The 18427-nt window shown below is 66.8% G+C and carries 21 protein-coding genes and 1 tRNA gene; 8 read left to right on the top strand and 14 right to left on the bottom strand.

The window, feature by feature from the left end; translation table 11 throughout:
- Positions 1-32: 32 nt before the first annotated feature.
- Positions 33-1487, top strand: coding sequence for an ABC transporter permease subunit (locus N4S67_RS24930; RefSeq protein WP_260995693.1), 1455 nt, complete (start codon positions 33-35; stop codon positions 1485-1487).
- A complete protein-coding gene (locus tag N4S67_RS24925) occupies positions 1484-2239 on the top strand; it encodes an amino acid ABC transporter ATP-binding protein (protein WP_260995692.1) in 756 nt (251 codons plus the stop codon). Before N4S67_RS24930 ends, N4S67_RS24925 begins: the two co-directional genes overlap by 4 nt.
- On the opposite strand, the gene N4S67_RS24920 is transcribed toward N4S67_RS24925, so the two are convergent.
- From N4S67_RS24920 to tgt, 3 genes are read right to left on the bottom strand one after another with little or no spacing between them, the layout of a single operon-like run.
- Positions 2226-3452 carry a saccharopine dehydrogenase family protein gene (locus N4S67_RS24920; RefSeq protein ID WP_260995691.1) on the bottom strand — a complete coding sequence of 409 codons (1227 nt, stop codon included), beginning with the start codon at positions 3450-3452 and terminating at the stop codon, positions 2226-2228. The two genes, N4S67_RS24925 and N4S67_RS24920, sit on opposite strands and share 14 nt — an antisense overlap.
- A gap of 39 nt (positions 3453-3491) precedes the next feature.
- Positions 3492-4718, bottom strand: a complete 1227-nt coding sequence (locus tag N4S67_RS24915) for a cytochrome P450 (RefSeq protein WP_260995690.1) — start codon at positions 4716-4718, stop codon at positions 3492-3494.
- A gap of 28 nt (positions 4719-4746) precedes the next feature.
- The gene (gene tgt, locus N4S67_RS24910) at positions 4747-5991 is read right to left on the bottom strand and encodes a tRNA guanosine(34) transglycosylase Tgt (RefSeq protein WP_260995689.1); all 1245 of its coding nucleotides are present in this window, start codon (positions 5989-5991) and stop codon (positions 4747-4749) included.
- A 191-nt stretch (positions 5992-6182) separates the two neighbouring features.
- Here tgt and N4S67_RS24905 point away from each other — a divergent pair, with 191 nt between their 5' ends.
- Complete coding sequence (locus N4S67_RS24905) at positions 6183-6647, top strand: lipoprotein LpqH (RefSeq protein WP_260995688.1); 465 nt, start codon at positions 6183-6185, stop codon at positions 6645-6647.
- A 49-nt stretch (positions 6648-6696) separates the two neighbouring features.
- On the opposite strand, the gene N4S67_RS24900 is transcribed toward N4S67_RS24905, so the two are convergent.
- Complete coding sequence (locus N4S67_RS24900; RefSeq protein ID WP_260995687.1) at positions 6697-7041, bottom strand: DUF732 domain-containing protein; 345 nt, start codon at positions 7039-7041, stop codon at positions 6697-6699.
- 57 nt (positions 7042-7098) lie between these two features.
- Here N4S67_RS24900 and N4S67_RS24895 point away from each other — a divergent pair, with 57 nt between their 5' ends.
- Positions 7099-7470 (top strand): hypothetical protein, encoded by a 372-nt coding sequence (locus tag N4S67_RS24895; RefSeq protein WP_260995686.1) that lies wholly within the window; start codon positions 7099-7101, stop codon positions 7468-7470.
- On the opposite strand, the gene proS is transcribed toward N4S67_RS24895, so the two are convergent.
- The gene (gene proS, locus N4S67_RS24890; RefSeq protein WP_260995685.1) at positions 7471-8877 is read right to left on the bottom strand and encodes a proline--tRNA ligase; all 1407 of its coding nucleotides are present in this window, start codon (positions 8875-8877) and stop codon (positions 7471-7473) included.
- 104 nt (positions 8878-8981) lie between these two features.
- Between proS and N4S67_RS24885 the strand changes: the two genes are divergently transcribed.
- The gene (locus N4S67_RS24885; RefSeq protein ID WP_260995684.1) at positions 8982-9461 is read left to right on the top strand and encodes an ATP-binding protein; all 480 of its coding nucleotides are present in this window, start codon (positions 8982-8984) and stop codon (positions 9459-9461) included.
- Here the strand turns inward: N4S67_RS24885 and N4S67_RS24880 are convergent.
- Genes N4S67_RS24880 through N4S67_RS24870 form a run of 3 tightly spaced genes read right to left on the bottom strand, consistent with a single transcriptional unit; the run spans position 9397 to position 12610 of the window.
- On the bottom strand, positions 9397-9840 hold the full coding sequence (locus N4S67_RS24880) for a response regulator (protein WP_260995683.1): 444 nt from the start codon (positions 9838-9840) through the stop codon (positions 9397-9399). The two genes, N4S67_RS24885 and N4S67_RS24880, sit on opposite strands and share 65 nt — an antisense overlap.
- Positions 9837-11354: a sensor histidine kinase gene (locus tag N4S67_RS24875; RefSeq protein WP_260995831.1), complete on the bottom strand. Its 1518-nt coding sequence runs from the start codon at positions 11352-11354 to the stop codon at positions 9837-9839. Before N4S67_RS24875 ends, N4S67_RS24880 begins: the two co-directional genes overlap by 4 nt.
- Before the next feature lie 44 nt (positions 11355-11398).
- A complete protein-coding gene (locus tag N4S67_RS24870; protein ID WP_260995682.1) occupies positions 11399-12610 on the bottom strand; it encodes a PP2C family protein-serine/threonine phosphatase in 1212 nt (403 codons plus the stop codon).
- A gap of 91 nt (positions 12611-12701) precedes the next feature.
- On the opposite strand from N4S67_RS24870, the gene N4S67_RS24865 reads away from it, so the two are divergent.
- Entirely contained in the window at positions 12702-13148 is a 447-nt protein-coding gene (locus N4S67_RS24865; RefSeq protein ID WP_260995681.1) for a DUF732 domain-containing protein, read from the top strand.
- Between the two features lie 19 nt (positions 13149-13167).
- On the opposite strand, the gene N4S67_RS24860 is transcribed toward N4S67_RS24865, so the two are convergent.
- Positions 13168-13258, bottom strand: a tRNA-Ser gene (locus N4S67_RS24860).
- Positions 13259-13324: 66 nt separating this feature from the next.
- Here N4S67_RS24860 and N4S67_RS24855 point away from each other — a divergent pair.
- Positions 13325-14242, top strand: coding sequence for an NAD(P)H-dependent flavin oxidoreductase (locus N4S67_RS24855; protein WP_260995680.1), 918 nt, complete (start codon positions 13325-13327; stop codon positions 14240-14242).
- A 79-nt stretch (positions 14243-14321) separates the two neighbouring features.
- Here N4S67_RS24855 and N4S67_RS24850 read toward each other — a convergent pair whose 3' ends face one another.
- Both N4S67_RS24850 and N4S67_RS24845 read right to left on the bottom strand, forming a co-directional pair.
- Positions 14322-14777 (bottom strand): nucleoside deaminase, encoded by a 456-nt coding sequence (locus N4S67_RS24850; RefSeq protein WP_260995679.1) that lies wholly within the window; start codon positions 14775-14777, stop codon positions 14322-14324.
- 22 nt (positions 14778-14799) lie between these two features.
- A complete protein-coding gene (locus tag N4S67_RS24845; protein WP_260995678.1) occupies positions 14800-15321 on the bottom strand; it encodes a tRNA adenosine deaminase-associated protein in 522 nt (173 codons plus the stop codon).
- 94 nt (positions 15322-15415) lie between these two features.
- Here N4S67_RS24845 and N4S67_RS24840 point away from each other — a divergent pair, with 94 nt between their 5' ends.
- A complete protein-coding gene (locus tag N4S67_RS24840) occupies positions 15416-16375 on the top strand; it encodes a prephenate dehydrogenase (protein ID WP_260995677.1) in 960 nt (319 codons plus the stop codon).
- Here the strand turns inward: N4S67_RS24840 and N4S67_RS24835 are convergent.
- Genes N4S67_RS24835 through N4S67_RS24825 form a run of 3 tightly spaced genes read right to left on the bottom strand, consistent with a single transcriptional unit; the run spans position 16338 to position 18426 of the window.
- Positions 16338-16952, bottom strand: coding sequence for a putative glycolipid-binding domain-containing protein (locus N4S67_RS24835; protein ID WP_390893507.1), 615 nt, complete (start codon positions 16950-16952; stop codon positions 16338-16340). The genes N4S67_RS24840 and N4S67_RS24835 overlap by 38 nt on opposite strands.
- A gap of 26 nt (positions 16953-16978) precedes the next feature.
- Positions 16979-17746 carry an ABC transporter permease gene (locus N4S67_RS24830; RefSeq protein WP_260995829.1) on the bottom strand — a complete coding sequence of 256 codons (768 nt, stop codon included), beginning with the start codon at positions 17744-17746 and terminating at the stop codon, positions 16979-16981.
- Between the two features lie 5 nt (positions 17747-17751).
- On the bottom strand, positions 17752-18426 hold the full coding sequence (locus N4S67_RS24825; protein ID WP_260995676.1) for an ABC transporter permease: 675 nt from the start codon (positions 18424-18426) through the stop codon (positions 17752-17754).
- Position 18427: the final 1 nt, after the last annotated feature.

The following is an 18427-nucleotide window of genomic DNA, read 5'->3' as shown; positions in this document are numbered from 1 at the left end:
GTTCGAGCGCCGCGCCTTGCTAGCGTCCGCCGGTGCACTGTCTACGACGAGGCGCCCTCGCTGTGGGGCTGCTGGCCGCACTTCTGCTGACCGCGTGCGGGCCGGCAGCCACCGACAGCGACGACCCGATCACGTCGGCTGGCGTGCTGCGCGTCGGCACCGAGGGCGTCTATCCCCCGTACTCATTCCACGATCCGAACCAGGGCGGGCAGCTCGCCGGCTATGACGTCGACGTCGCGCGCGCGGTCGGCGAGAAGCTCGGTGTGCGGGTTGAGTTCGTCGAAACCTCGTGGGACTCCATCTTCGCTGCGCTGGAAGCCAACCGGTTCGACATCGTCGCCAACGAGGTGACCGTCACCGACGAACGCAAGGCCAAATACGATCTGTCCGACCCGTATTCGATCGCTGAAGGTGTGATCGTCACCCGCGCGGACGACAACTCCATCACGTCGGCGGACGATCTCAAGGGGAAGCGGGCAGCGCAGAGCCCGACGAGCAACTGGGCGGAGTTCGCCCGCCAGGCCGGCGCCCAGATCGAGTCCGTGGACGGGTTCTCGCAGGCAATCAGCGTGCTCAACGACGGCCGGGTCGACGTCGTGGTCAATGACAGCATCACCGTGCTGGCCTATCAGGCCGAGCACCCCGACGCACCGATCAAGGTGGCCGCCCGTACCGGCGAGCGCAGTGAGCAGGCGTTCGCGGCGCGCAAGGACAGCGGCATGCTGCCGGAGTTGAACAGGGCGCTCGGCGAGTTGCGTGCGGAGGGGACGCTCAGCGAGATCTCGCAGAAGTATCTGCAAGTCGACCTGTCGAAGGCGGCGCCCCGCAGCGCGTGGCAGCTGATTGCCGACAACCTCTGGCCGCTGGCGAAAGCCGCGCTCACCATGACGATTCCGCTGGCGATCATCAGCTTTGCGATCGGACTGGTGATCGCACTGATCGTGGCGCTGGCGCGGCTGTCGTCGAACGTCGCGGTGTCTGCTGTCGCGCGGTTCTACATCTCGATCATCCGCGGCACGCCGCTGCTGGTACAGCTGTTCATCGTGTTCTTCGCGCTGCCGCAGATCGGCGTGAAGATCGACCCGTTTCCCGCCGCGGTCATCGCGTTCAGCCTCAATGTCGGCGGGTATGCGGCGGAGATCATCCGGTCGGCGATCCAGAGCATCCCCAAGGGCCAATGGGAGGCAGCTGAAACAATCGGCCTCAATTATGTTGGAGCGCTTCGTCGTATCATCTTGCCGCAGGCGACCCGAGTTGCCGTCCCACCGCTGTCCAACACACTGATCTCCCTGGTCAAGGACACCTCGTTGGCGTCGACCATCCTGGTGACCGAGCTGTTCCGCACCGCGCAGAACGTCGCGGCGCCGACGTTCGAGTTCTTCGCGCTGTACGGGACGGCAGCGCTGTACTACTGGATCATCTGTCTGGTGCTCTCGTTCGGTCAAGCTCGCTTCGAGCGCCGACTGGAAAGGTATGTGGCCCGATGACCAACTATTGCGTCAGCGCCACCGGCGTGCGGAAAGCTTTCGGCGACAACAACGTTCTCAACGGGGTGTCGTTCGAGGTCGCGCAGGGGTCGGCCACGACGATCATCGGCCCGTCCGGCTCGGGCAAAACCACGCTGCTTCGGGCGCTCAACGCGCTCGATGTGCCCGATGCAGGCGTGATCCAGGTCGGCGAGGTCGAGATCGATTTCTCCAAGCCGGTGGCCAAGGACGAGTTGCGGCGATATCGCGCCCAGAGCGGCTTCGTGTTCCAGTCGCACAACCTGTTTCCGCACAAGACGGTCCTTCAGAACGTCACCGAAGGTCCGATCGTCGCGCAGAAGAGGCCGAAAGACCAAGCCGTCGCCGAGGCGATCGAGCTGCTCGACCAGGTGGGTCTGGCCGAGAAGCAGGACCAGTATCCGTACCAGCTGTCCGGTGGGCAGCAGCAGCGGGTCGGCATCGCACGGGCGCTGGCGCTCAAACCAAAGGTGGTGCTGTTCGACGAGCCCACCTCCGCGCTGGATCCGGAATTGGTCGGCGAGGTGCTGTCGGTGATTAGGGACCTGGCCGTCGAAGGCTGGACGCTGGTGATCGTCACCCACGAAATCCAGTTCGCGAGACAGGTATCCGATCAGGTGCTGTTCACCGACCAAGGCGTGATTCTGGAGAAGGGTGCGCCCGCCGAGGTGATCGGCGATCCGAGGGAGGAGCGCACCCGCCAATTCCTCGACCGGATCCTCAATCCGCTGTGAGCTCCTGCTGGCCCCATGGGGAGCCGTAGGCGGTCAGCAGGTCCAGAAACGGGACCGCATCGAACGCTTCCGGGCCGAGCACGCCGCTGCCACTCCAGGTGCCGTTGGCCAGGAGTTCGAGCGCGACAACCGGATTGATCGCGGTCTGCCACACGACGCACTGGTGGCCGTACTCGGCCATCGCCCATTCGTTGTCGACAACGTGGTACAGGTAGGTCGATCGCGGGTTGCCGTCCTTACCGGTGCCGGTCACCCACAGGCCGGCGCAGGTCTTGCCGCGCATCTTCGGCCCCAGCGTCGCGGGGTTGGGTAGGCACGCCGCCACCACGTCGCGCGGACTCACCTCGACAGGACCGTGTCGGCTGCCGACCGACACCTTCTCCGTGCGGTCGAGCCCCAGCTTGTGCAGCGTCTTGAGCACGTCGATGAACTCCTCACCGAGGCCGTACTTGAATGTGGCGCGCTTGCATTTCACCCACCGCGGCATCAGGAGCACCTCCTCGTGCTCGACGTTGACACACTCGACGGGGCCGATGCCCTCGGGGAAGTCGAAAAACTCCGGCTCGCTGAACGGTTCGGTGGTGAACCAGCCGCGGTCGGCTTCCCAGATGACCGGCGGGTTCAGGCATTCCTCGATCGTCGTCCAGATCGAGAACGACGGCGCGAAGTCGTAACCGTCGACGGTCAGGTTGGCGCCATCGCGGGTGCCCAACTCGTCGATGTCGGAGAACAGGTGGTCGGCAGCGTAGCGGGCGAACACGTCGGACAAGCCCGGCTCGACGCCGATGCCGACGAGCGCCAACCGGCCCGCGGCCTGCCACCGCTCCTCCGCCGCGAATTGCTCGTCGCCGAGTTTCACGCCGGTCAGCTGGTAGGGCTTCTCCGGATGTCGCTGCGACAGGCTCATCGCCATGTCCAGATAGTCCGCGCCGCCGGCGAGGGCGCCGTCGAAGATCGGCATGACGAACCGCGGGTCGACGGAGTTCATCACATGCGTGATGCCGTGCTCGCGAACCTTCTCGGCGACGGCCTCGGCCGACGTCGCGTCGACCTGCGCGGCGGTGAAACGGGCGTCGCCGACCGCCTCAGCGGCGTGCCTGGCGCGACTTTCGTCGTAGTCGCACACGATCAGGCCGTCGAAGAAGTCCCGCCGGGCCGCGATCGAGCAGAACGCCGCTCCGACGCCGCCGGCGCCAACCAGAAGAATCCGCATGTGCAAGACCGTACAGGCAAGGAATCCGTCGCGAAACGGCTAGACCGCAACGGAAAGCGAAGCCATTCCCCGCAGTGTCAGGTTCGGCTTGAACACCGGATCACCGACCATTCGGGCGTCCGGAAATCGCGCGGCGACCTTCGACAACGCCACTGCGGCCTCCACGCGCGCCAGCGGCGCGCCCAGGCAGAAGTGCGGTCCCTTGCCGAAGCTCAGATGCCTGATGGGGTCACGGTCCGGGTCGAAATCGTCGGGCCGGTCGAACGCCGCCGGGTCGCGGTTGGCTGCCGCTAGCAGCAGGGTGAGGATGTCCCCCTTGGGGACCTCGGCGCGGCCGATCCTCATGTCTTGAGCGGCGATCCGGCCGACCAGCTGTACCGGCGGGTCGTAGCGCAGCGTCTCCTCGATCACCGCCGAGACGCGCTGCGGGTCCGCCGCAACCGCCGCCCAGTGGGTCGGATGTCGCAGCATCGCCAGAATCGCGTTGGCGATCAGGTTCACCGTCGTCTCGTGCCCGGCGACCAACAGCAACTGGCAGGTCGCGATGATCTCGTCCTCGGTCAGCTGGTCCCCGGATTCCTCGACATGGATCAGCGCCGACATCAGGTCGTCCCCGGGGTCGCGGCGGCGCCGGGCGATGAGAGCGCTCACGTAGCCGCGCAACCACAGGCCAGCCTGCATGCTTTCGTCCAGATCCTGCGGTGTCTGTCCGGAGAAGGCGAGCGTCGGGTCCAACGCCTTGGCCAGCACTGCCGATGCGTGGCTGAACAGCGGCTCGTCCTCGAGGGGAACGCCTAGCAGTCGGCAGATCACCGCGACGGGCAGCGGATACGCCAGGTCGGCGACGACCTCCAATTGCCCTGCGGCCGCGGCTTTGTCGAGCAGTGAGTCGACCAGTGCGGCGATCTGCGGTTCCAGCGCCTTGACGACCTTCGGGGCGAACGCCTTGCTGACGAGCTTGCGCAACCGCGTGTGGTCAGGCGGGTCGAGGAACAGGAAGCTCGGCGATATCACGGGCGCATCTTCGGCGCCGTGAGCCAATTGTTGTTGCACGGCAGACGATTTGAGCCGATCGCTGGCCGACGACGGATGACGCAGAATTCTGTCGCAGTCCTCGAAGGAGGAGAACACATGCAGCGTCATGGCCGGCAGATGCAGGGGCCCGTGCTCGCGGATGGCGGCGTACGTGGGATACGGGTCGGCGCGGTTCGACGGGTCGAGTAGTGCCAGCAGCAGCGACTGCGGATCCGTGGTCGACTGGCTCAACCGAGGTGCTCCTCTCGTCGGCATTCCGTCATTTTTCTGAGGTCGAGTAGTACCGACCCAACACGTCCGCGCGGAGCTCGTCGAACGTGTCGTCCTCGATCGCTGCGCGGATGCGGTCGACCAACCGGACGATGAACCGCTCGTTGTGGATGGTGCACAGCGTCGCGGACAGCGCCTCTTTCGCCTTGAACAAGTGGTGCACGTACGCGCGCGTGTAGTGAGCGCACGTATAGCAGTCGCACTCGGCGTCCAGCGGGGTGAAGTCGCGGCGGAACCGGGAGTTGGTGATGTTGAACCGGCCGGTCACCGAGTACACCGCCGCGTTACGGGCCACCCGCGACGGCGACACACAGTCGAACGTGTCGGCGCCCGCCTCGACGGCGGCGAAAAGGTCGTCGGGCTCGCTGATGCCGAGCAGGTGGCGGGGTTTGTCGGCAGGCAGTTCCGCGCTGACCCAGCCGACGATCGTGGCCAGGTTCTGCTTCTCCAGCGCTCCTCCGATTCCGTAGCCGTCGAAACTCAGGCCCTTCGCCGGCCCGGCTGCGTCGCCGATCGTCGCCAACCCGCGGGCGGCCTGCTTGCGCAGGTCCTCGTATTGGGCGCCCTGCACCACCCCGAACAGCGCCTGCGCCGGCATGTCCGGATTCGCCGCGGCGAGTTTGCGGTGCTCCGCGAGGCATCGCACCGCCCACTCGTGCGTGCGTTGCACCGACCGTTCCTGGTAGCCGCGGGTATTGACCAGCGTCGTCAGCTCGTCGAACGCGAAGATGATGTCGGCGCCGAGGCGGTGCTGGATCCCGATGGACACCTCTGGGGTGAACCGGTGCGTCGACCCGTCGAGGTGCGACTTGAACGTCACGCCGTCGTCGTCGACGGCCGCCAGTCGCTCCTTGCCCTCGGCGATCACATCGTCGGTCTGCACCCGGTCAGCGTTCATCGCCAGCACCTTCTTGAAGCCGACGCCCAGCGACATCACCTGGAAGCCACCGCTGTCGGTGAACGTCGGCCCCGGCCAGTTCATGAAGGCGCCGAGTCCTCCGGCTTCAGCGACGATATCCGGGCCGGGCTGCAGGTAAAGGTGATAGGCGTTGGCAAGAACCGCCTGTGCGCCAAGGTCTTTGACGGACTCGGGCAGTACCGTCTTGACGGTGGCCTGCGTACCGACCGGAATGAACGCCGGCGTGCGGATCTCGCCGTGCGGCGTGCGGATCACGCCGGTGCGACCGCGCCGTCCGGACAGTTGGGTCTCAACGCTGAAGAACGGCTCGGCCACGGAAGTAGATTCTGCACTGTGCGAATTCGGTGGTCGGCGTGCCGCTGCCCGGCTTCTGGCACGTTCGTCTCGCAGGTGTCGAGTTAGCGAACAGATTCCGTCATTCCCCTGCCCGTGCCACGTCCGCCACACATACTGCTGAGGATGATCCGCCGATCTTGACGGATCACGACAACAAAAGGAGAACTGTGGTGAAGCGTGGTTTGTTGGTCGCCATCGGCGGCGCGGCGATCGTCGCCGCCGGCCTGTCCGGTTGTGGTTCAGACGAGCCGAAGTCGGAGACGTCGGGTGAGACGTCGGCGGCCTCCTCAGCACAAGGCAAGACCACCGTCACGATCGACGGCCAGGACCAGGAGGTTCAGGGCACCGTTGTGTGCAGCTCCATGGGCGGCAACATGAACATCGCGATCGGCGACGCCACCACCGGCATCGGCGCGGTGGTGACCACCGGCGATGAGCCAACTGTGCAGTCCGTCGGGCTGGGCAATGTCAACGGCGTGACCCTGGGTTACCAGCAGGGCACCGGCCAGGGCGAGGCCAAGGCCGAGAAGGACGGCAACACCTACAAGCTCAGCGGTACCGCGACGGGAGTCGATATGGCCAACCCGTTGCAGCCGGTGAACAAGCCCTTCGAGATCGAGGTCAGCTGCCCGTAATCGGGTCGACATCAGCGGCGGCGTCCCGGTGGGGCGCCGCCGTTGTCGTTCACGCCGGAACGGTGTAGCCGGCCGCGGACTGGCGCAGCTGCCAGATCTGCGCCGGACACAACTCGTTGACGGCCTGGTTGATCAGGTAGGCACCCTGGTAGTAGTCCGCGGTGTGGAAGTCGGCCTTCACCTGGTCGACGATCTGGGCGTAGGCCATCTTGGCTGCGACGCGATCGCAGACGCTGTTGCCGTAGCCGATCGCGGCGTCTGCGTTCGGGAAGTTGTAGCCCGGCCGAACGTGCACGTTGACCAGGTAGGCAACCGTGTCGGCGGCCGCGGCGGGTGCGCTGAGGACCGCCGCGGCGCCCGCGGCGGACGCGAGAGCAACGATGGCGCGCATCATGGACTAAGAGCCTATTCCGCGCCCGTCGCCGAGGCGATGCATTTAGGCTATGGACCCATGAAGCTCATCGCGGCAGTAGCGCTGGCGTCCGGGTTCGTGGCGGCCCCGATGATGGCCGCCACCACCGCGGCGGCTTCACCGGGGTACTGCGACGGCGCAGAGTGCGTGCCGTACGTCGATCGCACCGCGGTCGAGGGCACGCATTGTGTGCAGAACACCCGGTACAACTTCGGCATCGACGCCTCAGGCAACACCCTGGCCTGCAACTCGCGCAGTACCTGGATCGCGTCCCCGCCGCTGGTCGGCATCCGCACGTTGCGATTGCCCTGCGGTGAGGACACCGGCGTCGCGCAGTCACCCGACGGAGTTCCGCTGAGCTGCATCGACGGCGCGTGGACCGCTGACTACCGCGTCACGTTCTACGGCTGATCAGTACGCTTTCGCGACGTAGGCCAAGGCGCCTGCGTCGTCGTCGCCGTCGGGCAGCGAGCCGTCACTGTGCTGCAGGCAGCGCACCGTGAGCCCGGCGGCCGCCAACTCCTGCTCCCCCGCCACGCCCACTTCGTCCCACGGCACCCGGGCGACACCGGACTGCGCGGCCTCGCGCACCTCGTCGAGCGTCGCGCAGTCGTCGATGCGGGCGTCGCGGCGCGCTGTCGCCGCTCGCAGCATGTCGCCCTGGACGGTGCCGAGCAGGCGCTGCACCTCGGCCGGCACATCGTCGAGACCCACTGTCGTCTTGTCGCGGGTGTCTCGCCGATAGACCACCGCGGCCCGTCGCTCGATGTCACGGGGACCGAGTTCGATGCGGATCGGCACGCCCTGCAGATCCCACTCGGTGGCACGCCAACCGAAACCGGCGGCGACGTCATCGTCGAGTCGGACGCGTACCCCGCGGGTGGTGAGTTCGTCGGCTAGCGCTCCGGCCGCGCGGGTCACTGCGCCGTCAGACTCCTTGACGACCACCACGACAGCCTGAACCGGCGCCAACGCGGGCGGCACGACGAGTCCGAAATCGTCGCCGTGGCACATGATCAACCCGCCCATCATGCGAGTCGAGGCACCCCACGAGGTGGTCCAGCACAACTGCGACGATCCGTCCGCGCCGGTATAGGTGATGTCGAATGCGCGGCTGAAGCGCTGCCCGAGTTCGTGTGACGTGGCCATCTGCAGCGCCTTACCGTCACGCATGACCCCTTCGCAGGTCATCGTGTTCGCTGCACCGGCGAACCGCTCCTTGGCGGTCTTGCGTCCGACGATCACCGGCACGGCGGCAACCTTGCGCAGGAAGTCTTCGTACACGTCGCGCAGAATGCCACGGGCGTAGCCCCGCGCCTCGGCCTCGTCGACGTGCGCGGTGTGGCCCTCTTGCCACAGGAATTCCGTGGTGCGCAGAAAGATCCGCGGCCGAAGCTCCCACCGCACGACGTTGGCCCACTGGTTGAGCCGCAGCGGTAGATCGCGATAGCTGTCGATCCATTTGCTCATGTACTCGCCGACTACCGCTTCGCTGGTGGGGCGGATCGCGAGCGGCGCGGTCAGCTCCTTGCCACCGCCGTGGGTGACGACCGCGAGCTCGGGGCTGAACCCCTCGACGTGCTCGGCCTCCCGCGCGAAGAACTCCATCGGGATCAGCAGCGGGAAGTAGGCGTTCGCCGCACCCGCCGCCTTGATCCGGCCGTCCACCTCGCCCTGCATGCGCTCCCAGATCGCGTAGCCGTTGGGCCGGATGACCATCGTCCCGCGCGCGGGGCCGTTCTCGGCGAGCTTGGCCTTGGTGAGCAGATCTTGGTACCACCGCGGGAAGTCCACGTGCTGCGGAGTCAGCACCGGCATTACATCGCCCTCTCATGTGTGAAATTCGACTCAGCTACGGCCGGAACCGACAGCGTACGTGTGGGTCACGTGAGTTATCGGCCCAAGGCGGGTACAACACGAGCGTGGGTATCGATGCCTGTCCGCTGCCGGCGGACTCTCTGCGGATCGAGGTGCCGGCGACTGCGGATCGGTTGGCCGACGTCCGGCGTCGCCTATCCACCTGGCTTGAGCAGGTCGGCGTATCCGGCACCGGCGCAGCAGACATCGTGCTCGCGGTCAACGAAGCCTGCACGAACTGCGTCGAGCATGCCTACCGCGATATTGACACCGGTGTCATCCAGGTCGAGGCGGCGGTCGAAGACGGCCGAATTTCGGTGTGCATCGCCGATTTCGGTCTGTGGCGCACGCCGTCACCCGAGCCGACCACCCGGGGCCGGGGACTGCTGATCATCGACGCGATGAGCGACGATGTGCGCATGGCGCACGACACCTCCGGCACCACCGTGCGCATCAGCTTCGATCTCGGGTCGAACGACTTCAGGGCTGCGGCAGCCGAACGACCTGGACGAAAAACTCATCGATCTGACGCACAGCGTTCATGAACTGATCGAGATCGACCGGCTTGGTGACGTAAGCGTTGGCGTGCAGCTTGTAGCTGCGCAGAATGTCCTCCTCTGCCGAGGACGTCGTCAGAACCACCACCGGGATCAGGCTGAGGTCCGCGTCGCCTTTGATCTTCTCCAGCAGCTGCCTGCCGTCGTACTTGGGCAGGTTGAGGTCGAGCAAGATCAGGTCCGGCCGCGGCGCATCGGCGTACTGGCCGCGGCGGTAGAGGAAGTCAAGCCCCTCCTGACCGTCGTGGGCGACGTGCAGAGTGTTCTTGATCTTGTTGTGCTCGAACGCTTCTCGGGTGATCAGTTCGTCGCCGGGATCGTCCTCGATAAGCAGCACGTCGATCGCGCGACCTTCGTCCGATGTCATGCGGGTGATCCTTCCAGACTGGCCGCGGAGTGCTCGTCCACAGCGATGGGCATGGTGAAGCGGAACCGCGTTCCCTCGGTGTAGGCCGTGTCGATCCAGATGCTGCCGCCGTGGTGCTCGACGATCTTCTTGACCAGCGCCAGGCCGATCCCCGTTCCGGTATAGGTATCGCGGCCGTGCAGGCGCTGGAAGATCACGAAGACCTTGTCGGCGAACTCCTCCGGAATACCGATCCCGTTGTCGGACACCGTGAACAGCCACGAACCGTCGCGGTCGTTGGCGCCTTCTTCGCACTCGACGACGATTCTCGGCGCGATCCCCTCGCGCCGGAACTTCACCGCGTTGCCGACGAGGTTCTGCCACAGCATCGTGAGCAGGGTCGGGTCACCCTTGACCGACGGGAGCGTCGAACGTTCGACTTCGGCACCGGACTCCTCGATCGCGGTGGCGAGATTGCCCACCGCGTCGTCGAACACGGCACCGAGGTCGACGTCGGTCTCGGTGGAGTTGAGCCGGCCGACCCGCGAAAACGTCAGCAGGTCGTTGATCAGCACCTGCATGCGCTTGGCGCCGTCGACGGCGAACCGGATGTACTCGGTACCGCGTTCGTCGAGCTTGTCGCCGTACCGCTTCTCCAGCAATTGACAGAACGACGCCACCTTGCGCAGCGGCTCCTGCAGGTCGTGCGACGCGACGTAGGCGAACTGTTCGAGTTCGGCGTTCGAGCGCTGTAGCTCGAGGGCCTGGTCGGCCAGCTGACTCCTGGCCGACCGCGAGGACTCCAGTTCCTCGACGATGGTCTGGCGCATCTCCTCGACGTCACACGCGATGGCGCGGATGTCCCGCGGACCCCGAGGCACGATCGTCTCGCCGAAGTTGCCGCTGCTGATGGTGCGGCAGGCGGCGGCCAAGGAGTTCAGCGGGCGCGTCACCGCGTTGTGCACCAACAGCGCGAGTACGACAACCGCCAGGAAGAAGACGACGACGATGGTGGTCAGGATCGCGTCGCGCCACGTCTTCGTCTGTTGGAAGGCCTCATCCGCGCTGTCGCGCTCCTGCTGCAGATGTTCGAGCTGCGCCGTGAACAGTTGCCGAAGGGTGTCGAACGTCGTCTCTCCGCGCTCGACAGTCGCGGCATCGAGCACCGACGGCACGCCCGGTTCGACGGCGGCGATGACCGGCTCGACGTAGACGGCCCGCCAGTTCGAGGCCGCACTTTCGATGGCATCGAGGTCGTCGAGCACCTGGGGCCGGTTCGCGGCGTGCTCCCGAATGACCTGTGCTGCAGCCGCTTCAGCCTTCTGCCCCTCGCCGTAGGGCTCGAGGAACTGACGGTCCGCGGCAATCGCGTATCCGCGCACTGCCGTCTGCTGGTCACGCAGTGCGGCCTGCAGCTGGTAGGCCGCAACCCGCGTCGGACCGATCTCGCCGGTGATCTCGTTCGACACGCCGTCGGTGCGGTTCAACAGCACCGCGCCGGCGATCGCACCGGCGAGCACCAGTACACCCATCATCGACAGCACGAGGTTCTGCCAGCCCTGAACCGTGGGTTGCCACTTCACTCGACGGAAGTCCGCTCCACTCGCACGACGGCGATGTCGTCGCTGATGCCGCCGACCGACTGTGCGCGTTGTTCGACGTCGTCGATCAGCGCATTGACGAACTGCGCGCCGGGCAGCGCCGCGTAGGACTGGGCCACCTCCAGCAACCCGTGCTCGCCGAGGCGCTCGGTGCCGCGACCGGAACGCCCCTCGAACAGGCCGTCGGTGAGCAACAGCAGACCAGACCCCTTCGGCAACTCGAACTGGTTGAGTGGCCACTCGCGGCCGTTCAGCCCGAGTGCGGGTCCGACGGCAGGCTCGAGCCATTCGACGTTGTCCGGTCCGTGCAGCAGCATGCCGGGATGCCCCGCCGACACCGCGTTGAAGCTCAGATCGTCGGGCGACATGGCGACGCTCAGTACCGTCGCGAAGATGCTGGCACCCGGACGCTCGGTGCTCAGGACCCGCTCGAGTTGGCGCATCCGCTCATTGCCGCGCAGGCCGGCGAAGGTGAGCGCGCGCCAGCCGATACGCAGTGCGACGCCCAACGCGGCCTCGTCGGGGCCGTGCCCGGCGACATCGCCGACCATCACATGGACCGTGCCGTCGGGGGTTTGGATGAAGTCGAAGAAGTCGCCGCCGAGCAGTGTGTGCTGCCGACTGGGCCGGTATTCCGCGACGATGTCGACGGTCGGTGGGTCCAGCAGCAGCGGCGATGGCAGCAGACCGCGCTCGAGTCGCGCATTCTCCCTGGCGCGAAGCTCGCTGGCGTGCAGTTCCACCGCGGTCAGCTCGGCACGTTTGCGCTCCACCGCGTAGAGCAGGGCGCGCCGCAGGGTCTCCGGCTCGACTCGGCCCTTGACGAGGTAGTCCTGGGCGCCCGCTGCGACCGCGGAGATCCCGAAATGCTCGTCGTGCAGGCCGGTCAGCACGACGATCGGCATCGTGGCGTCGCGCTTTGCCACCCGGTCCAGCGCCTTGATGCCGCTCGCGTCCGGCAGGTTGAGGTCCAGCAGCACGCAGTCGGGCCGCCTGAGGCCCATCTGAGTCTCGGCGTCCTTCATGGACTGCGCCCAGACCACGTTGATGTCGGCCTCCGCGTCGGCAATCAGTTCCTCGACGAGGATGGCGTCGGCACGGTCGTCCTCGACGAGGAGAACGTTGAACTGCTGCAATCTCGACGCTTCACCGGTGGAGGCCACCGGCTCAGGATCGTACAGCGCGCGCATGAGTAACCCACGTCTTTCACGTTGGTCACCGCGGTCGCTCTGACCTCTGCTTCAGTGACGGATTCGACAATAGCGTTTGCATTGTGCGGCGGTGGCGGAGAACCGCGCACCCCCCGAGCCGCCGGGTCAGACTATCGAAGTGACGCCGACGGCGGAAATCAGTAACGCCGTTTCGCGCCGTCGTTTGCTCGCGTTTGGCAAGGTGAGGTATGGGAACGCCGTTGTTCTTGGAGGTGCCGGCCGAATGTCTCGATTACTACTCCCCCTCGTCGCTGCGGCGGTTGCCTTCGCGCCATCCGCGGCGGTCGTGTTTGCGCCGCCCGCGGCGGCGACTCACGACGACTACACGCGGTTTCTGCAGGAGCGATACATCTTCCTGACCGAGCATCAGCTGATCAAGGAAGGGTACCGAGTCTGCGCCGCCGCGGCGGGCGGCATGCCCGCGGGAAACATCACGCAGATGGTGGTCAACGAACTCGACGTATCGGTGTCGGCGGCCAATGAAATCGTCAGTGCCGCAACTCTGAACCTCTGCTGACCCAACGTCGGCCGATACTTGGCGGTGGCGGAGGGATTTGAACCCTCGGACGGGGGTTACCCGTCACACGCTTTCGAGGCGTGCTCCTTAGGCCGCTCGGACACGCCACCGTGTGGCAGCTTACCGGCCCACCGCCGCGCCGATCCAATCGCGGGCAGCTAAGAGACAATCAGCGCGTGACCAACCGCATCCGGGCGTTGCTCGGCGTTGAGTACCCCGTCGTGCAGGCTCCGATGACCTACATCGCCCGTGCCGAGCTGGCCGCCGCGGTCTCCGAAGGCGGCGGACTGGGCATGATCGAGACGCTGACCGAGGAAGGCCGCGCCGATCTGCGTCGGGTGAAAGAGCTGACCGACAAACCGGTCGCGGCGAACCTGATGATCCAGGGCTGGAAGCGCGACCCGTCGATCGTCGACGAGCTGGCCGCCGCCGGGGTCGAGCACGTCTTCACCTCCGCCGGCGACCCCGCCTTGTTCACCGCCCGCCTGCACGACGCGGGCATGACCGTCGTACACGTCGTCGGATCGCTGAAGGGCGCACGCAAGGCCGCCGACGCCGGCGTTGACGCACTCGTGGTCGAAGGCGTCGAGGGCGGTGGCTTCAAGTCGTTGCTCGGAGCCTCGACGATGGTGCTGCTGCCGTTGGTCGCCGAACGCGTCGAGCTGCCGATCATCGCGGCGGGCGGCATCTGTGACTCCCGCTCGGCCGCGGCCGCCGTCGTGCTCGGCGCCGAAGGCGTGCAGATGGGCACCCGGATGCTGGCCAGCCACGAGGCGGCCGTGCACGCCAACTTCAAGGACGCGATCGTCGCCGCCAACGACGACGGCACCGTGATGCTCGACCTTCCCGGCAATCCGACGATGCGAGTGCTGCGCACCGGGCTCGCGGCGCGCATCGTCGAAGCCGATCCTGGCGTGCGATTGCTCGGCGGCATCACCGACCTTTACTTCGGCGGCGACATGGAGGCCAGCGTCGCCAACACCGGTCAGGTGTCCTCCCGAATCTGCGAGCTGCTGCCCGCCGCGCAGATCGTCAAGCGCACCTGGTCTGAGATCGAGAACCTGCTGTCGGACAGCAGATCCCGACTGCGCTGACGGGGTCATCTGCGCCGAAATGGAATTCCGGGCTACCAAGCGGGCGACTTGAGCGCGCGGAATTCCATTTCGGCGAAAATCAGACCTGGCGTTGGCTGGCGAAGAACGCCTCCAGCGGAGCCGCACACTCGACGGCCAGTACACCGCCGCGCACCTGCGGGCGATGGGTCAACCGCCGGTCGCGGACCACGTCCCACAGCGACCCGACGGCACCCGTCTTCGGTTCCCATGCCCCGAACACCAACCGCGCGACCCGCGCCATCACCAACGCGCCGGCGCACATCGTGCACGGTTCGACCGTCACCGCCAACGTCGTGCCCTCCAAGCGCCACCCGTCGCCCAGCACCGCTGCCGCTGCGCGCATCGCGAGAATCTCGGCATGCGCGGTCGGGTCGCCGGACTCTTCTCGGTCATTGGCCGCCCGAGCCAGTTCGGTTCCGTCGGCCGCGACGACCACCGCCCCGATGGGCACATCGCGAGGGCCGGCGGCAGAGGCCGCGTCGAGAGCGGCGCGGATCAAGTCCTCGTCGGTCACCGAGCCGGATCCGATCGGCGGTTCACCGACCCAACTTCTCCAGCACCGCCGACAGCTCGTTCTCGAATCCCATCTCCCGCGCGATCCTGCCCAACTGTTCGTCGGCGTAGAGGTCGGACTCGTCGAGGATCACGCCCAGCACCGCTTCGGGCAGCCCGATATCCGAGAGCAGCCCGAGGTCGCCTTCCTCGAACGGTTCGGCTTCCTCCAACTCCTCGGCTTCGATGTCGGCGTCGAGTGTCTCCAGCGCCTCGGCGGCGATGTCATAGTCGAGCGCCGCGGTCGCATCCGACAGCAGCAGCCGGGTACCTGACGGGGCGGGCCGCACGATCATGAAGAATTCGTCGTCGACGTCGAGGAGGCCGAACACCGCGCCCGCGCTGCGTATCTCGCGCAGCTCGGTCTCCGCGGCGGCGAGGCTGGTCAGAGCCGCAGGCCGCAGCGGCGCGCAGCGCCACTTGCCGTCCTCGCGGACGACAGCGACGCCAAAGCCGTCGGGAACTTCGACGGTCTGCTCCTTCGCCGAGGCACGCTGAGCTCCCATGGGGGCTTACGCTAGTCCGCCACCAGGGGTATTGACCAGCGACCAGCACCAAGCCTGACGTCGGGAGATGCGTCCGATATGCCAACCTTGTGAGGTGACGAACACACCCGTTTGCGTGGTGGGCCTCGGCCTTATCGGAGGGTCGTTGATGCGGGCCGCCCACGCGGCCGGACGCGAGGTCTTCGGATACAACCGGTCCATCGAAGCCGTCCAGGCCGCGCGGGCAGACGGCTTCGACGCCACCGAACACATCGACGAGGCGCTGACGCGGGCCGCTGACAGTGAGGCGTTGATCGTTCTGGCCGTTCCGGTGCCCGCGCTGCGGCCGATGCTCGAACGCATTCGCAAAGCGGCGCCGGACTGTCCGCTGACCGACGTCACCAGTGTGAAGAGCTGTGTCGCCGACGAGGTCCGCGCCGTCGGGTTGCTCGAACGATTCGTCGGCGGGCATCCGATGGCCGGCACGGCACAGTCGGGATGGGCCGCAGGCGACCGGCGATTGTTCGACGGCGCACCGTGGGTCGTCAGCGTCGACGACCATGTCGACCCGCATGTGTGGGCCATGGTGATGCGCCTGGCGCTGGACTGCGGGGCGGTCGTCGTCCCCGCCCGCTCCGACGAGCACGACGCCGCGGCGGCGACGATCTCACATCTGCCTCATCTGCTCGCCGAAGCGCTGGCGGCGACCGCGGGTGAGGTGCCGCTGGCGTTCGCGTTGGCCGCCGGGTCGTTTCGGGACGGCACCCGGGTCGCCGCCACCGCGCCGGACCTGGTGCGGGCGATGTGCGAGGCAAATGCCGATCAGGTGCTGCCGGTGCTCGACCGCACCATCGATTTGCTCGCCCGCGCCCGCAGTGCCCTGTCCGCTCAGAAGCCGCTGACCGATCTCGTCGAAGCGGGCCACGCCGCGCGAGTGCGTTACGAGCGGTTCGGCAGGCCCGAGATCGTGACAACCGCCGTCGGCGCGGACAATTGGCGGGCGGAACTAGCCGCCGCGGGCCGGGCCGGCGGGGTGATCAGATCCGCGCTGCCAGTCCTGGATAGTCGAGAATGAAGCCGTCGTCGTCCACCCGGACGGTGGTCTCGGCGGCCGGCGAATGCACCTTGATGCCATCAGGCGCGCTGCTGTAGCTGATCATCGCCGGGTCCACGGACAGGTCCGGCAAACGCACGTACACCACCGGGCAGGCGATCGATTCGCTGCGCTGATGGAGGCCGTTTCGCCGGATCGGCAACGCGTTGAAGAACGGGCTGAGGATGAGGTCGACGTCGAGGGCGCCGTCGAAGGCCGCCCGTTTGGAGCCCTGGTGATCCTGGACCAGCCACATGTTCTCTTCGTCGCGGGCGATCGACAGTTGACGTTCACGTTCGGCCAGCGTCAGCGTCAGCGAGAGTCGCTTGGTCGCGCCCGTCTCGTCGGTCACCAGATCGTAGGAGGCGGAGAACGCCGGATGGGACGGCGTCGCGGCGGCGACGATACTGCCGTGCGCCTTGATGCGGTTGCCCGACAAGTGCACCCGCACCGACTCCATCCGCGGGACGTCGTGCGCGCGCCACGTCAGGATCGCCGGCCAGACCCGTTGGTCGGTTGGCGTGCTGTCGGTCACTTCAGAGCGGCCTGCTTCACTCACCCCTCTACCGTAGGCGAAGCGTCCCCTCAATCGGAACGTGCTGAGAAACTGCTCTGTGACGTTGAGCGCGGACGCGATTCGACAGCGACCTCGTCACTGAGAAACGGTTGCGGCATCCGGCGGCCCACCGTCGCCAACCGCCCCGTGCCGGGCACCGAAAGCCAGACCGCCAACGCCAGCGCCGCGTCGAGGATCAAGGCCAGCGCGGTGACCAACAGCGCGCCGACCAACGCGATGCTGAACTCGCGCACCTTGATGCCGTCGATCAGATAGCGGCCGAGGCCGCCGAGGCTCGCGTACGCGGCCACCGTGGCCGTCGCCACGATCTGCAGCACCGACGTGCGCAGCCCGCCGAGTATCAGCGGCATCGCGATCGGCGTCTCGACCCGAAACAGCACCCGCCGCTCGGTCATGCCCATGGAGCGCGCCGCGTCGACGACCGCGGGATCCACGTTCGCGATGCCGGCATAGGTGCCTGCCAGCAGCGGAGGGATGCCCAGCAGCATCAGCGCCACCGTCGGCGGAACGAGGCCGAGACCCCACAGCAGCACCCCGAGCAGGAGCACCCCCAGCGTCGGCAGTGCACGCAGCGCGTTGACACCGGTGACGACCAGGAACGTGCCGCGCCGGGTATGACCGATGAGCATGCCCAACGGCACGGCGATCAATGCCGAGAAGACGACGGCGACGAACGTGTACTCCAGGTGTTCGACGATGCGCGCGGTCAGTCCGGCGGGTCCTCCCCAGTTGGCCGCCGTGAAGATGTAGGACAGCGCGTCGGTCAGAAAGCTCATCGGGCTCATCCGGCCACCGCCTTCTCCCGTCGGCTGCCGCCCGCACTCGATGCACGGGTCCATGGGGTGAGCGCTCTGCCCGCGAACATGATCAGCGTGTCGATGACGATGGCCAACACGAAGATCGCGATGATCCCCGCGATGATCTGGTCGCTCTTGTTGGCCTGATACCCCTCGGTGAACCAGGTGCCGAGGCCGCCGACGCCGATCACCGATCCGACCGACACCATCGAGATGTTGGTGACCGCGACCACGCGCAGGCTGGCGACCAGGACCGGAACGGCAAGTGGTAGCTCGACTTTCAGCATCCGCGTCAGCGGCTTGTAGCCCACCGCGGTGGCCGCGTCGAGCACCGCGGGCGACACCGCGTCCAACGCCTCCGGCACCGCGCGCACCAGCAGCGCCACGGTGTAAAGCGTAAGCGCCACAATGACATTAGCTTCGTCGAGAATACGGGTCGGGATGAGCAGCGGCAGAACGACGAACAGCGCGAGCGACGGAATCGTGAAGATGATGCTCGCGGTGACCGTCGTCAGCCTGCGCAGCGTGGTGGTCCGCTGCACGAAGGCGCCGAGCGGCACCGCGATGACCAGCCCCAGCACGATGGGGACCAGTGACAGGCGCAGGTGGATCAGCGTCAACGCCCAGAGGTCGTCCAGGTGCGTGAAGAGGTAGCGCATC

The organism is Mycobacterium deserti, assembly GCF_025345615.1.
In the GTDB taxonomy this organism is placed as follows: domain Bacteria; phylum Actinomycetota; class Actinomycetes; order Mycobacteriales; family Mycobacteriaceae; genus Mycobacterium; species Mycobacterium deserti.
This window is presented reverse-complemented; position numbering and strand designations above follow the sequence as displayed.